Source organism: Rhizobium phaseoli (assembly GCF_001664385.1).
Taxonomy (GTDB): Bacteria; Pseudomonadota; Alphaproteobacteria; order Rhizobiales; family Rhizobiaceae; genus Rhizobium; species Rhizobium phaseoli.
Window position 1 is genome coordinate 3,014,843 of sequence record NZ_CP013532.1, and the last position, 14,062, is coordinate 3,028,904.

Sequence of the window (14,062 nt, forward strand, 5' to 3'; positions counted from 1 at the left end):
ACCCGGTCAAAGTTCGCGTTGCGTGTCGGAAAATGCCGGGAACTTGTCAAGAAGCGCGGCGACGATCTTGCCGAAACCGATGCCCAGAGACGATTTCACCATCAACACGTCGCCTGGCGCAACCGCGTTCAGTACATAATCCGTCAATTCGCTGGTCTTTTCGCGGTACTCGACATGGACGCTTTCCGGCAATGATTCCTTCAGCGCGGCCATGTCGGCGCCTGCGAGCCAGACATGTTCGATGCCGGCCGCAAGCAACGGCCCGGCGAGATCGGTGTGAACCTTCTCGGCATACTCGCCCATTTCGAGCATGTCGCCGAGCACGGCGATGCGGCGTCCGCGGCCGGTCGGCTCGGCCGCCGCCAGCAGCGCGATCGCCGCGCGCATCGAGGCCGGGTTGGCATTGTAGCTCTCGTCGATCAGCGTGAAGCTGCCGTTGCCGCTGCCGATCGAAAGGCGGTGACGCTTGCCCCTGCCCTTTTCCGGCTTCAGCGTCGCAAGTGCTGCGATCGCCTTCTCCAGGTCGGCGCCGACGATCCTGACGACGCCGAGGGCGGCAAGCGCATTCTCGGCGATATGACGCCCCGGCGCGCCGATCGCGACTTCCAGCGTCTCGCCGCCGATCGTCAGCCACAGCGTCGAATTCTCGTCAGAACCGTTGAATTCGGCGAGCCGGAATTCGGCCTTGGCATGCTGGCCGAAGGAATGGATATGCTCGACGCCGAGCGATTGCGCGGTGCGGTCGAGGAAATTGAACTGGTCGTTGTCGCGGTTGAGCACGACATGGCCGCCGGCTTCGAGCCCTTCGAAGATCTCGGCCTTGGCGGCGGCGATCTCCTTGATGCTCTTGAAATTGCCGAGATGGGCCGGCGCGATCGTCGTGATGACGGCGACATCAGGGCGGATCATCGTCACCAGTGGCCGGATCTCGCCCGGATGGTTCATCCCGACTTCGAAGACGCCGTAATCCGTATCGTCAGGCATGCGGGCCAGCGTCAGCGGCACGCCCCAGTGGTTGTTGAAGGAAGCGACGGAGGCATGCACCTTGCCGGAGGGCGACAGCACGTGCCGCAGCATTTCCTTGGTGGTGGTCTTGCCGACCGACCCCGTCACCGCGATGATTTTTGCGCGCGAGCGTTCGCGGGAGGCCTGCCCCAGACGCCCGAGTGCCGCGAGCACGTCTTCGACGACGATCATCGGCACTGTCAGGCGGCCCATGGCCGGAAGCCTCGCCTCGCTGACGACGAGAAGCGAAGCGCCGTTCGCCATCGCCATTGACGCATAGTCATGGCCGTCGACCCGGTCGCCCTTGATCGCGAAGAAGGCTTCGCCTGATGTAATCGAGCGGCTGTCGATGGAAATGCCGGTGATGCCTTCCGGCAGCGCGCCGAAGGGGCGCCCCGCCATCGCTGCGATCATGTCTTCGGTCGTCCAGAGCCAGCTCAAGATTTCAGTTCCTCCAAGGCCTTGCGCACCTCCGCATGATCGGAGAACGGCAATGTGACGCTCCCGATCGTCTGCCCCTCCTCATGCCCCTTGCCGGCGACAATCAGCGTATCGCCGGATGTCAGCATGCCGACCGCCTCACGGATCGCCGTGGCGCGATCGCCGATTTCCGAGGCGCAAGCCGCTGCCGCCATGATCTCGGCCCGGATCGCGGCCGGCTCCTCCGAGCGCGGATTGTCGTCGGTGACGATGACGACATCGGCGAGCCGGCAGGCGATTTCGCCCATGATCGGCCGCTTGCCGCGGTCGCGGTCGCCGCCGCAGCCGAAGACGACGACAACGCGGCCGGTCGTGAAGGGCCGGACCGAATTCAGCACGTTTTCCAGGGCATCCGGCTTATGGGCATAGTCGACATAGGCGAGAGCGCCATCTTTCGTATGGCCGACGAGCTCGAGGCGGCCGGACGCACCGACGAGTTTTTCGAGCGCGGCCATCGCAACTTTCGGCACGACGCCGGTCGACATGGCAAGCCCTGCGGCGACCAGCGCGTTGGCGACCTGGAAATCGCCGGCCAGCGGAATGTCCACTTCGAAAATCTCGTCGCCAATATGGATCTCGGCCATCTGCTTATGGCGGAAATGCTCGACGCGTTTCAAAGTGAGGTAATCGCCCTTGCGCCCGACGGTGCGTACATCGAGACCGGCATCGACCGCGGCCTTGACCGCTTGGCGCGACCACGGATCGTCGGCAAAGATCACCGCCGGTGCGCCCTTCGGCAGCAATGTATCGAAAAGCCGCATCTTTGCGGCCATATAGGCCTCGACGGTCGGATGATAATCCATGTGGTCGCGGCCGAGATTGGTGAAGGCGGCGGCCGAAAGCTTTACGCCGTCAAGCCGGCTCTGGTCGAGACCGTGGCTGGAAGCCTCCATCGACGCATGCGTGACGCCTTCGTCGGCAAGTTCGGCCAGCAGTTTGTGCAGGGAGACAGGATCCGGGGTGGTCAGCGCGCCATATTCGTTGCGCGTCGGCGAAACGACTCCTGTCGTGCCGATCATCGCGGCGGCATGGCCTGCATGCGCCCAGATCTGCCGGGTGAACGAGGCGACGGAGGTCTTGCCCGCGGTGCCGGTGACGGCGACCATGGTCTCGGGCTGCCTGCCATAAAACCGCGCGGCGGCGATCGAAAGGAAGCGGCGCGGCTCCTTGACCGCAAGCACCGGAATGGAAGCATCGACGGGCTGGGAGGCGATCGCGACGGCAGCCCCCCGGCCGGCGGCATCCGCGATGAAGCCCGCGCCGTCCGCCTTGGTGCCGGCGACCGCGACGAAGGCATTGCCCGGCGCCACATTGCGGCTGTCCGAAGACAGGCCGGAAATATCGAGCAGGCCTGCCGGGCCTTCGAGCTGTGCTTCAAGTTCCGGAAACAGATCTCCGGCCAGGTCTCGCAATTTCATCGAATGCACTTTTCCCTCTTGAAGCCGGTCCGCCCCTCGCGAATCGGCGTCGATATTCATTCACGCTCAATAAGACACCAGCAAGGCCGAACCACCCTCCCCGAATTTCGGCTCGATGCCGAGAATGGGAGCGGCGCGGCTGATGATCTCGCGGGCGATCGGGCCGGCGGTGCCGGCGGAGATCGTTCCACCATATTGTTTCTCGCCGGTCTTCGGCTCGTCGCAGAAGGTAATCACGGCATATTTGGGGTCGTTGATCGGGAAGGCGGCGATGAAGGAGTTGAAGTTCAGCGTCGAGGAATAACGCCCGTTCACGACCTTGTCGGCCGTGCCGGTCTTGCTGCCGACGGCAAAACCCGGCACACGCGCGACGCGTCCCGAACCCTTGAAACCATTGAAATCGAGGAGATAGCGGATTTCGTCGCTGGTCGACTTCTTGATCACCTGCTTGGCGATCTGGTCGGCCTCTTCGCGTGTGCGCGGCAGGAATGTCGGCTCGATCAGCTTGCCGCCATTGACGAGAGCGGCCGCCGCCACCCCGGTCTGCAGCGCCGTCGTCGAGACGCCGTGACCGAAGGAAATGGTGATCGAATTGATCTTCTTCCACACCCGCGGTTGGGTCGGCATCTTCACCTCAGGCAATTCGGTCTGCATCTTCGTCAGCAGGCCGAGCTTGTTCAGATAGTCCTTCTGCGCGTCGATGCCGACGATGTCGATGACGCGCGCCGTGCCGATATTCGACGAGTACTGGAAAATTTCAGGCACGGTCAGCCAGCGGCGCTGACCGTGAAAATCGTGGATGGTGAAGCCGCCGATATAGATCGGCTTGCTGGCATCGAACGTGTCGGACATCTTCACCTTGCCGGTGTCGAGCGCCATTGCCAGCGAAAAGGTTTTGAAGGTCGACCCCATTTCGAAGGTGCCGTTGGTCATCCGATTGAGCCAGCCCTCCTTGGCGCCCTCCTGCGGATCGTTCGGATCGAAATCCGGCGCCGATGCCATTGCCAGCACTTCTCCGGTGTGCACATCGATGACAGCTGCGCCTGCCCCCTTGGACTGGAAATTGTTGACGGCGTTGACGACAGCGTCACGAACGATGTTCTGGACGCGCAGATCGATCGACAGCCGCACCGGCTCGAGCGGCTGATCGCTGGTCATGCCGACCGAGGCGAGATCGGCGAGCCCCTGGTCGTCGATGAACTTCTCCATCCCGGCCACGCCGCGGTTGTCGATGTTGACGTAACCAAGGATGTGCGCGGCGGTCGATCCACCCGGATAGAAGCGGCGCTTTTCCGGCCGGAAGCCGATGCCGGGAATGCCGAGCGCCAGGATCTGGCTCTGCTGCTTCGGCGTCAACTGCCGGCGCAGCCAGGCGAAATGCGAAGTCTTGACCGAGAGTTTCTTGTAGGTGTCCTTGACGTCGAGCTCGGGCAGAACCGTTGCAAGCTTTTCGACCGCCTCGTCGGGATCGACGATCTTGTTCGGCTCGGCAAACAGCGAGACGGTGCGGATATCGGTCGCTAGCACCTCGCCATTGCGGTCGAGAATATCGGGGCGCGATGCCATCAGCCGGTCGGGAGGCAGGATGCTGGAGACGACCTCCTGATCCTTCATCGCATACTCGACCAGGCGGCCGCCGATGACGACGTAGACACCCATGAAACCGAGGATCAGCAGGCCGACACGGCTCTTTGCCTGCCCCGACTTCTTCTTGCGCGTGCCCTCGATCGCCACGCCGGCGGAAGGGCCGCCGAAACGATTATAGACGCCGGCGGAGAAATGTGCCTGGCTCTTCAAAACCATGATGCGGGAAAGAAACGACATTATTCCACCGACCCCGTTTCGATCTCGTCTGCATCTGCGTCATCCTCGGCCCCAGCGTGCGGCGCGGGCACCGGGATGGGCTGCGCTTTCGCCGTGGCACCCTTGGCGCCGGCCACGGTCGCGCCCTTGGCGCTGGCCTTGGCCTCCGTCACATCGGGCACGGGAACCTCGGATTTAAGCATCGGCAATTCCTTGGCATGCACCAGCGCCGTCGATTCCGTCGGCTGCAGCTGCAATTCGTCATCATAGGCCTTGACCAGCCGCTCCAGCCGGTTCGGCTGCGATTGCAGCGCCCAGTCGGCCTTGAGAAGATCGATCGTATCCTTCTCGAGTTTGATTTCGGCTTCGAGGCGATGGACCTCCTCGAGCTTCAATTCGGCGCGGTGCTTGATCGTGTAGGTGACGGCGGCAGTTGCCGTCATGACGCCGATAAGCACGAGATCGAACGTTTTCAGCATATCAACCTCCAAGCTTTCCAAGGCTGGCCAGATTGGGAAATCCAAAGAGCGACATATCGGCGGCCTCGGCGGCGGCGGCCGTTCTCTGGCCGGCGCGCAGCTTGGCCGAGCGGGCGCGCGGATTGCTCTCGGCCTCCGCCTCGCTTGCCGAAACCATCGATTTGCCCACAGCCGTAAAGGTTGCCGCCCGCTCATGCGCGGCCGGCAGGTGCCGCGAACCCGACGCCTTACCGGCGCGGTCGGAAAAGAATTTCTTGACGATGCGGTCTTCAAGCGAATGGAAGGTGACGACGACGAGCCGTCCGCCGGGCTTCAGCACCGTTTCCGCCGCAAACAATGCCTGCGCCAGTTCGCCAAGCTCGTCGTTGACGAAGATGCGCAGCGCCTGGAATACTCGTGTCGCCGGATGGATCTTGTCCTTCATCTTGCGCGGCGTGACCAATTCGATGAGACCGGCAAGATCGCGAGTTGTCTCGAACGGCTTTTCGGCACGGCGCTTCTCGATCGCATGCGCGATGCGCGGCGCCTGGCTCTCCTCGCCGAGAAAATGGAAGATACGGATGAGATCGGCGACCTTGGCGCGATTGAGGACGTCAGCGGCCGAAACGCCTGTCGCCGACATGCGCATGTCGAGCGGCCCGTTCTTCTGGAAGGAGAAGCCACGCTCGGCCTCATCGAGCTGCATGGAGGAAACGCCGATGTCGAGAACGACGCCATCGAGGCCGCCCTGCGGCGCATGATCAGCAAGATGCGAGAATTGCGAATGAACGAGCTTGAGACGGCCGCCATGGGCGGCGACCATCGCCTGCCCCGCCGCAATCGCCGTCGGATCGCGATCGAGCGCAATCACCTCGGCACCGGCGGCAAGGATGGCAGAGGTATAGCCACCCGCACCGAACGTACCGTCGAGAATGAGCTTCCCGGGCGCGGGCGCTAGCGCCGCAAGGACCTCTTCGAGAAGAACAGGAATGTGACGAACCGGTCCGCCACCGGCATCAGTTGAACCTCCGCCAGGATTCGCCACCATTCCGTTCCCTCGTCCTTTCAGGAACGCTTGCCCGCCAGCTTGCGCTCCCCCCGTGCCTGCGCCTGCGCCGCCAGAAATGCCTGCGGCTGCCAGAGCTGAAAATGATCCGCTCGACCGACGAAGGTCACTTCGTCCGAGATGCCGGTGAAGCCGCGGATGAAATCCGTGACCATCAGCCGCCCCTCGGCATCGAGCTTCATGAAGACCCCGCCCCCGTGAATCAGAAGCGACATCTCGTTCGCGTCCGGCGAAAACGGATCTTCCGCTGCGATCTGCCGCTCGAATCTCTCGAGAAGATCCAAACCGCCGACGCTGATCGCCGGAAACACAAAATCCTGAAAGCAGTAAAGCTCCTGGATATTGCGCTGCGCCAGCACGGAACGAAAGGCCGAAGGCACGGAAACCCTGCCCTTGGCATCGATCCTGTTGGTCGCATTCGAAAGGAAGCGGCTCATGACACGAAACATCCGTTCCCGCAGGGATCCGGACTGAAAGACGCCCGAAACTCCCCATATCAGGCACAGCTTCGCAAGCCGGATGAGAAAGGTCCCACCCGACGCTTCCGGAGAGGAAAACGCCTTTGCTTTGCGATGAATGGGCAGGTGATTGCCCTGGTGCAGTGCGCATTTGGGATAACATGGGACCATATGGGCGTCAATGGGATGCGCCTGTTTTGCAAGAGACGCATGATCAAAAATTTATAAGCCGTTAAGTTTAACAAAGGGTTAGGATCACCCTGCCGCAAGAGCGCGCGACGGTGCTTTCGCAAAAACAATCTCCGCGCAGAGGATTTCATGAGCATCAGCTTGAAAACTTTCGATTTCAGCGGCTTACCTGGAGGTGATTCGTCAAATCAGAGGTTTTCGCGCCACGAAAGTTAATCGCCAGTTGGCCTGTAAGCCGGGTTCTGTATGGCTCCGGCGTGAACCGGAACGTGGCAGCCATTCCTCTGGGACAGCGTTCGCACGCTGCCTCGCGCAACCCACCCGGATGACTGGCCTGGAAACCGGCCGGAGGGCCTTTCGGCCCGCCGCGTCATCCCTATTCGGTCTTGCTCCCGGTGGGGTTTACCGTGCCATATCCGTTGCCGGAAATGCGGTGGGCTCTTACCCCACCCTTTCACCCTTACCTGTCATGACAGGCGGTTTGCTTTCTGTGGCACTTTCCCTGAGGTCGCCCTCGCCGGACGTTATCCGGCACCGTGTCTCCGTGGAGCCCGGACTTTCCTCACCTTACCGCCTTTCGGCATTGGTAAAGCGCGGCTGCCCGGCCAACTGGCAGGGCTCCCATAAACGAGCGAGATCGCAATTGCCACCGAAAACGATAGGCTTAACGAAATAGCGGTGCGAAATCCGTCGAATAGCCCTGTTCGCTGATTCTGCCCGACAAAAGCAGTTCGGCCCCGAGCCTGCCGATTTCGTCCGAACTCTTGGCCGACGTGCCGGCGCAGCCAGTCATCACGGCGATGGCAGGCGAAGACGTATAGCCAATCATCGGATAGCCGCTCTGCGTCTGGGACACGACGCAGGCGGCCGTCGAAATCGAAAGCGGTGTCAGATCGGGCGCAAGATCAGCGACAATGCGTTGAAGATGCGCCCGCACGCTCTCCCGCCCTTCGGTCCTGAACCAGGCGCGCATCTCCGTCTCGTTGCTAAGCACCAGATCGTCGGGGTCACCGCCGATCTTCAGATAGAATTTGCCGTCGGGATAACGGATCGGCGGCAGCAGGTAGATATGGATCCCGGGCACATCGAGAATAAGCGACGGCATGCCGGCGAGGTGGATGGCATCGGCTTCACTCACTTCGAAAAGCGTTACCGTCCGGCCATAAACCGTCATCTCAACCGGACGCGGTAACAGATTCTCCGCAATGGAAAACCCTCCTGCGGCCAGCAACACCTTCTCAGCACGATAGGCCAGGCCGCCGGCAGTTCTGACGACGGCCGAACCACCCTCCTCGCGGATCGAGACGACATTGTCGCGGATGACGGCGGCGCCGGCTTTTTCCGCCAGCAGCGACTGTGCCTTGACCAGCTTGCGCGGGCTGATATGCCCGGCCCCCTTCGCCTCGAAGATGCCGGCGCAGCCATCAGCAAAGGCGAAGAAGGGGAAGGCGCCTTGCAACGCCCCTTCGTCGAGAAGCCTGGTTTCGACACCCAGCGAAACGGCGGCCTGCCTGGTTCTGCCGAGATAATCGCTTCCATTGGGCGCGACGACGACACAGCCGACCTCCCGATAGAAATCGATGCCGCTGTCGCGAGCGATCTCGCCGTAGCGTCCGATCGAGCGGTTGGCGAGCAGCGCCCAGTTGCGGTCGGGATCAATGGTGCGGGTGATGCGCCCCTCGTCGTAGTGGCTGGCAAAAACGCCCTGATGCGTCTTGCGATCGGCCGGCTCGTCCGGCCCGATCACCGCCACGCCGTCCGTCTGCCGAGCCAGATGCCGGGCAGCTGCCGCCCCCATCAACCCGCGGCCGACGACAATATATTTGAAATCGACTGCCATGCCGCTCCCCTTCAGGCAAAGATCGGCGTCAGCTGGCCGCCGAGTACGCCTTCCGTCAGCAGTACGGCGCCCAGCCGCCCGAGTTCGTCGGAGGATTTGGCGGCGACGAAATTGCCGCCGGTCAGAACCGCAATGCGTGGCGACTGCGTAAACCCGGCATAGGGATAACCGGTCGGCGTGAAAGTCGCCACGCACGGACCCGATGTGACTGGGCAGCCGGCAAGCGCCGGCATCAATTGCAGGGCGATGCGGCAGAGATGATCACGTTCGGCAGCGCTGCCGTCCGAACGGAACCACGCACCGGCATCCTCCAGCCGATCGATGGAAAGCGTCTCGGTATCGCCGCCGAGCTTCAGATAGATCTTGCCGTCGGGATAACGCACCGGCGGCAGAATATAAATGTGATCCTCTTCCCGCTCGCCGAGCACGATCGTCGACGGCATGTCGCCGAAGACCGCCATCTCGCGCTCGCCGATTTCATAGAAAACAACGGTGCGCGCCATCACCCGGGTGTCGACGGGGCGCGGCAGCAGCGCATGGAAATTGCTGAAGCCGCCAGCCGCCACCAGGACCCTCTCGGCGCTGTAACGCCTCCCGTCGACCGTCACCTCGACATGGGCGCCGGCGTCGCGTACGGATGTCGCCGTTGCCGCGATCAGCGTAACGCCACCCTGTTCGGCGAGCTTAGCCTGGGCGCGCACGAGCGCCCGCGGATTGATATAGCCGGCACGCTTGCGTTCAAAATAGCCGCTGAAATCGGCATCGACGGCAAGATAGGGAAAGCGCCGCGAAAGGTCCGACGATGCGATGGTCTCGATCTCGCTGCCGAGCGTCCGGCTGACGGTCAACGCCCGATCGATGTAATCCTGCTCGCTCTTCTCAGGGGCCGCAAACAGGCAGCCGACTTCCGAAAAGAAGGAAATGCCGCTCTTTGCCTCGATCGCACGGTAGCGGTCGAGCGCGCGGGCTGCGAAACTTCCCCAGGCCAGATTGCCGTCGAATGTGCGGGTGATGCGCGCTTCGTCGTAATGGCTGGCGAAGACGCCGTCATGCGATTTGCGCTCAGCCGGCTCGCGCGGGCCGATCAGCGCGATGCCGTCAGCCATCGCAGAGAGATGCCGGGCGGCCGCGGCACCCATCATGCCGCGTCCGATGATGATGAACCTGAAATCGACCGCCATATCCCACCTCGCTAAATTCCAGCGATACCATGGCAATCATCTGGAATCATCCAGCTCTTGTCAGGAATAAGCGCTTCAGAGCATTGCGAGAACTTTGCCGCAATAGGACTTGGACACCGGGTTCATGCGCGTGGCGCCATGACCGGCATTGTATTTGAGGATGGTGTTGCAGGTTTCGCCACCACCGAGATCATGGGCGGCAGCCAGATATTTCATGCCGTACTTAATGTTGGTTTCCGGATCGAACAGGCCCTTGGCGCTGCCGGAATAGCCCATCATGCGGGCAGTTGCAGGCTTTATCTGCATCAGGCCGATTTCACCGTGGCTGCCGCGCGCATTCGGATTGAAATTGCTTTCGATACGGATGACAGCGGTCGCAAGCGCAACCGGTACATCATATTGGTTCGCATATTTGCTGATCAGTGCGGAATAGGAATTGCCGGAAATATTGGCGACGGGATAACCGCTCTGGCGCTCGACCGTCTTCAGTGTGCGTTCCGCCGTCTTGAGCGGACGCTTCGCCGGCTTGACCGAACGCTCCGCTTTCTTCAACGGACGCTCTGTCTTCTTCGAAGGACGCTCGACTTTCTTCACCGGCGCATCAGCTCGCACACCCCAATCGTTCGCAAAGGCAAAGCTATTTCCGGCCAGCACCATGCCAACGCATGTTGCAGCAACAACAATCAGTTTTCTCATGTAGTCTTGAACACTCCGACCCAAAGAATTTCCGGACGGCGCGCCTCGCTGTCATGATGAATACCAGATCAATGGCCGATCTGGATCCGCGGCAATTCTTATCGTTTCACATAGCGCCCGCGGTTTAACTCGAAAACAACCCCGAGTACCGCTTGGCGGAGGTTCTTAGACCATCGCAATGAGGAGATAATAGGGAAATGATGTGGCAGGTCGAATTTCGCGCTGCAGTGCGAAATTCGGGGTTTCAGTAACTGTCGAGGAATCAGGAATAACGCGGCAAAGCCGACAGTAGCCGGTGCAAGGTGTCGATTGTCGAGAAATCGGCGATGCCGTCCACCCGTTCGGGTCGGAAATGCCGTTGGAAAGCCTCCACGTCGCCCGCCGTCCCTTCGGAGAATTCACCTGTGATGTCAGTGCCGTAACCATAGAGCGACAACATCGACTGCAGCGCTTCGACCGGCTGGCCGGCGTCACCGCGCTGGAAGAAGCGTCCGCCGGTAATTTTCGCCGGTTCGACCCAATGCCCGACACCCGCGCGATGGAGAGCCGCCCAGGGAAATTTCTCGCCCGGATCAACCTTGCGCACCGGAGCGACATCGGAATGCCCGAGCACGCGTTCGGGCGCGATCGACCAACGTTTGACACAGTCGCGACACAATTCGATCACCGCCGCGATCTGCTCTTTCGGATAGTCGGGAAGGCCGCCGGGATGGCCGGCATTGGCGATCTCAATGCCGATCGAGAGAGAATTGATGTCGCTCTCGCGATGCCAGCTGCTCTTCCCGGCATGCCACGCCCGCCTGCCTTCCGGCACCAGTTGGATTACCTCGCCATTCTCATGCACGAAATAATGGCTGGAAACCTGACTTTCGGCGCGGCAGAGCCAGTCGAGCGCACCATCCGGCGTCGGCATGCCGGTATAGTGCAGCAAGATCATATCCGGGCGACGCCCGTCCGCCCGCTCCCCGTGATTGGGCGACGGCCGCACGCACGCTCCCGCGTAATCCGCCTCGAAGGAGGTCATGCGGCGCGGCGTTCCTTCTCGATTGCCTCATAGGCGGCGTTAAGTGCCGCCATGCGTTCATTGGCAATCACGTGGAATTCCTTCGGCACGCCGCGCGAAATCAGTCGATCGGGATGATGTTCGCTGACGAGGCCGCGATAACGACGGCGGATCGTCGGAAAATCGTCGGAAGGCGTCACGCCGAGCACCTTGTAGGGATCGCCGCCGGACGAGACATGGCGAGCGGCGATCTGCTCGAAGCGGGTCTCGCTCATCTGGAAGATCTCGCCGATGTGACGCAGGAAATCCAATTCCTTCTCATGAATCAGCCCGTCAGCCTTGGCGATATGGAAGAGGCCATCGAGCACGTCTTCCAGCACCGTGCAATTGGCAGCACAGGTAATGCAAAGCGTCGAGAGACGTTCGGCATAGGCCTCATAGCCGGCAACATCCTGACGCGCGAGATTATAGAGTCTGGCGACGTTCTTCGCCTGATCCTGCGGAAACTCGAAGATTTCCCGGAAAGCCTCGACCTCCTTCTCGCTGACGATGCCGTCGGCCTTGGCCATCTTCGCCGAAAGGGCGATGATCGCCACCGAGAAAGCGACTTTCCGCCGTGTCTCCGGATCGCCCTCGAAAACCGTGCGGATGGCCTCGATCACCGCGGACAGCGCATTGCCCGCAGTATTGCCGATCGCATTCACCAGTTTTTCCCAGAAGGACATCGAAAATCTCGCGTACTTGTCAACTTATAGCAAACAGCTTGACCAAAGAATCGTAGCCTTTGCAAGGCGACGATTGGTCGTAGGCGCGAACACAGTTTTCACGATTTTGTAATTGTCGCACCGCAGCAAACGATTCACCCCCTTCGATTGAGCGAATGCGCGCCCTGCCCCACCGGTCTCACTTTGGCTGGAGACGCGACGCCGCAATTTCCACAACAGTTCTCGGTCGGCGTATCGCGCTTGAAACGATTATATCAGCTCTTCCAGCCGCAAAGCGGGAAAAGGCGGCGTTTTTCGTAAATTCTTTACTTTACAGGCCCCGTTCCCTGCCGCATCCATGCGCTGATGCATGTCGCCCGGAACTCTACGGCGGCACGGGGACACGGCATGCACAAGCAACGGGCAAACGCATCGCATACGGAAGTTCGATGCGAAGCGCCTTAGCCTGCGCCGCCGCATCGAAACGCCATAGGAGGAATCATGGCCAAGCAGAAAGTTGCAATGCTGACCGCCGGAGGCCTCGCACCCTGTCTTTCCTCCGCCGTCGGCGGCCTCATCGAACGCTACAGCGACGTTGCGCCCGAGCTCGATATCGTCGCTTATAAGTCCGGCTACCAGGGCGTATTGCTCGGCGACAGCATCGAGATCACCCGTCAGATGCGTGAAAAGGCGCCGCTGCTGCACCGCTATGGCGGTTCGCCGATCGGAAACAGCCGCGTCAAGCTCACCAATGCCGCCGACTGCGTCAAGCGCGGCCTCGTCAAGGAAGGCGAGAACCCGCTGAGGGTCGCCGCCGAACGCCTTGCCAATGACGGCATCACCATTCTCCACACGATCGGCGGCGACGATACCAACACCACAGCCGCCGACCTTGCGGCCTACCTCGCCGCCAACGGCTACGACCTGACCGTCGTCGGCTTGCCGAAGACGGTCGACAACGACGTCGTGCCGATCCGCCAGTCGCTGGGCGCCTGGACGGCCGCCGAAGTTGGCGCCCATTTCTTCGACAATGTCGGCAACGAGCAGACTGCCGCCCCCCGCACCCTCGTCATCCATGAGGTCATGGGACGCCATTGCGGTTGGCTGACGGCCGCCACCGCCCGGGCCTATCTTCAGCGCACCAGCCGCAATCAATATGTCGACGGTCTGATGATGGATGCGCAGCTGAAGGGTATCGACGCGGTCTATCTGCCCGAAATGGCATTCGATCTCGATGCCGAGGCCGCCCGGCTGAAGGAAGTCATGGATCGCACCGGCCATGCTACCGTCTTCGTGTCGGAAGGCGCTTGCCTCGACGCCATCGTCGCCGAGCGCGAGGCCGCCGGCGAAACCGTCAAACGTGATGCCTTCGGCCATGTCAAGATCGACACGATCAACGTCGGCGCATGGTTCCAGAAGCAGTTCGCCAGCCTCCTGAACGCCGAGCGTTCCCTCGTGCAGAAATCCGGCTATTTCGCCCGCTCGGCGCCGGCAAACGGCGACGACCTGCGATTGATCCAGAGCATGGTCGATCTCGCCGTCGAAAGCGCCCTCAATAAAGTGTCCGGCGTCACCGGCCATGATGAATCGCAGAATGGTAAATTGCGCACTATAGAATTCCCGCGCATCAAGGGCGGAAAGGCTTTTGACCTTTCGACAGCATGGTTTGCCGAAGTCATGGACAATATAGGCCAGAAATACAAAGAAGCATGATTGACGGATGGTTAATATGGTGTCTTTGCTTGTTCCTGAGGAATGGGA

At 61.3% G+C, this 14,062-nt stretch carries 12 protein-coding genes and 1 other RNA gene; 1 reads left to right on the forward strand and 12 read right to left on the reverse strand.

Annotated elements, in window-relative coordinates:
* Window positions 1-6: 6 nt before the first annotated feature.
* The 12 genes from AMC88_RS14630 to AMC88_RS14685 all read right to left on the reverse strand — a co-directional run bounded on the left by AMC88_RS14630 (window position 7) and on the right by AMC88_RS14685 (window position 12,322).
* Entirely contained in the window at window positions 7-1,446 is a 1,440-nt protein-coding gene (locus AMC88_RS14630; protein WP_016733600.1) for a UDP-N-acetylmuramoylalanyl-D-glutamyl-2,6-diaminopimelate--D-alanyl-D-alanine ligase, read from the reverse strand.
* Entirely contained in the window at window positions 1,443-2,963 is a 1,521-nt protein-coding gene (locus AMC88_RS14635) for a UDP-N-acetylmuramoyl-L-alanyl-D-glutamate--2,6-diaminopimelate ligase (RefSeq protein WP_012484502.1), read from the reverse strand. Before AMC88_RS14635 ends, AMC88_RS14630 begins: the two co-directional genes overlap by 4 nt.
* A gap of 6 nt (window positions 2,964-2,969) precedes the next feature.
* Complete coding sequence (locus tag AMC88_RS14640) at window positions 2,970-4,727, reverse strand: peptidoglycan D,D-transpeptidase FtsI family protein (RefSeq protein WP_012484503.1); 1,758 nt, start codon at window positions 4,725-4,727, stop codon at window positions 2,970-2,972.
* The gene (ftsL, locus tag AMC88_RS14645; RefSeq protein ID WP_012484504.1) at window positions 4,727-5,185 is read right to left on the reverse strand and encodes a cell division protein FtsL; all 459 of its coding nucleotides are present in this window, start codon (window positions 5,183-5,185) and stop codon (window positions 4,727-4,729) included. Before ftsL ends, AMC88_RS14640 begins: the two co-directional genes overlap by 1 nt.
* A gap of 1 nt (window position 5,186) precedes the next feature.
* Window positions 5,187-6,212: a 16S rRNA (cytosine(1402)-N(4))-methyltransferase RsmH gene (gene rsmH / locus AMC88_RS14650; protein WP_012484505.1), complete on the reverse strand. Its 1,026-nt coding sequence runs from the start codon at window positions 6,210-6,212 to the stop codon at window positions 5,187-5,189.
* A gap of 17 nt (window positions 6,213-6,229) precedes the next feature.
* Window positions 6,230-6,667, reverse strand: a complete 438-nt coding sequence (gene mraZ / locus AMC88_RS14655; protein WP_004674707.1) for a division/cell wall cluster transcriptional repressor MraZ — start codon at window positions 6,665-6,667, stop codon at window positions 6,230-6,232.
* A gap of 425 nt (window positions 6,668-7,092) precedes the next feature.
* Window positions 7,093-7,490: RNase P RNA component class A (rnpB, locus tag AMC88_RS14660), an RNA gene on the reverse strand.
* A 51-nt stretch (window positions 7,491-7,541) separates the two neighbouring features.
* A complete protein-coding gene (locus AMC88_RS14665) occupies window positions 7,542-8,717 on the reverse strand; it encodes an NAD(P)/FAD-dependent oxidoreductase (protein WP_012484507.1) in 1,176 nt (391 codons plus the stop codon).
* A gap of 11 nt (window positions 8,718-8,728) precedes the next feature.
* Complete coding sequence (locus AMC88_RS14670) at window positions 8,729-9,898, reverse strand: NAD(P)/FAD-dependent oxidoreductase (RefSeq protein ID WP_064825471.1); 1,170 nt, start codon at window positions 9,896-9,898, stop codon at window positions 8,729-8,731.
* 75 nt (window positions 9,899-9,973) lie between these two features.
* Window positions 9,974-10,594 (reverse strand): lytic transglycosylase domain-containing protein, encoded by a 621-nt coding sequence (locus AMC88_RS14675; protein ID WP_012484509.1) that lies wholly within the window; start codon window positions 10,592-10,594, stop codon window positions 9,974-9,976.
* Window positions 10,595-10,856: 262 nt separating this feature from the next.
* Window positions 10,857-11,618, reverse strand: a complete 762-nt coding sequence (locus AMC88_RS14680; RefSeq protein WP_010025668.1) for an N-acetylmuramoyl-L-alanine amidase — start codon at window positions 11,616-11,618, stop codon at window positions 10,857-10,859.
* Window positions 11,615-12,322 (reverse strand): J domain-containing protein, encoded by a 708-nt coding sequence (locus tag AMC88_RS14685; protein WP_064829967.1) that lies wholly within the window; start codon window positions 12,320-12,322, stop codon window positions 11,615-11,617. The genes AMC88_RS14680 and AMC88_RS14685 overlap by 4 nt, the downstream gene beginning before the upstream one ends.
* A gap of 480 nt (window positions 12,323-12,802) precedes the next feature.
* Between AMC88_RS14685 and AMC88_RS14690 the strand changes: the two genes are divergently transcribed.
* Window positions 12,803-14,014: a pyrophosphate--fructose-6-phosphate 1-phosphotransferase gene (locus AMC88_RS14690; protein ID WP_012484513.1), complete on the forward strand. Its 1,212-nt coding sequence runs from the start codon at window positions 12,803-12,805 to the stop codon at window positions 14,012-14,014.
* Window positions 14,015-14,062 lie beyond the last annotated feature (48 nt).

Coding starts and splice junctions, on each gene's coding strand:
- mraZ (WP_004674707.1), bottom strand. CDS start 6,667: ATGAGCCGCTTCCTTTCGAATGCGACCAACAGGATCGATGCCAAGGGC.
- AMC88_RS14665 (WP_012484507.1), bottom strand. CDS start 8,717: ATGGCAGTCGATTTCAAATATATTGTCGTCGGCCGCGGGTTGATGGGG.
- AMC88_RS14640 (WP_012484503.1), bottom strand. CDS start 4,727: ATGTCGTTTCTTTCCCGCATCATGGTTTTGAAGAGCCAGGCACATTTC.
- AMC88_RS14635 (WP_012484502.1), bottom strand. CDS start 2,963: ATGAATATCGACGCCGATTCGCGAGGGGCGGACCGGCTTCAAGAGGGA.
- AMC88_RS14690 (WP_012484513.1), top strand. CDS start 12,803: ATGGCCAAGCAGAAAGTTGCAATGCTGACCGCCGGAGGCCTCGCACCC.
- rsmH (WP_012484505.1), bottom strand. CDS start 6,212: ATGGTGGCGAATCCTGGCGGAGGTTCAACTGATGCCGGTGGCGGACCG.
- AMC88_RS14680 (WP_010025668.1), bottom strand. CDS start 11,618: ATGACCTCCTTCGAGGCGGATTACGCGGGAGCGTGCGTGCGGCCGTCG.
- AMC88_RS14670 (WP_064825471.1), bottom strand. CDS start 9,898: ATGGCGGTCGATTTCAGGTTCATCATCATCGGACGCGGCATGATGGGT.
- ftsL (WP_012484504.1), bottom strand. CDS start 5,185: ATGCTGAAAACGTTCGATCTCGTGCTTATCGGCGTCATGACGGCAACT.
- AMC88_RS14675 (WP_012484509.1), bottom strand. CDS start 10,594: ATGAGAAAACTGATTGTTGTTGCTGCAACATGCGTTGGCATGGTGCTG.
- AMC88_RS14685 (WP_064829967.1), bottom strand. CDS start 12,322: ATGTCCTTCTGGGAAAAACTGGTGAATGCGATCGGCAATACTGCGGGC.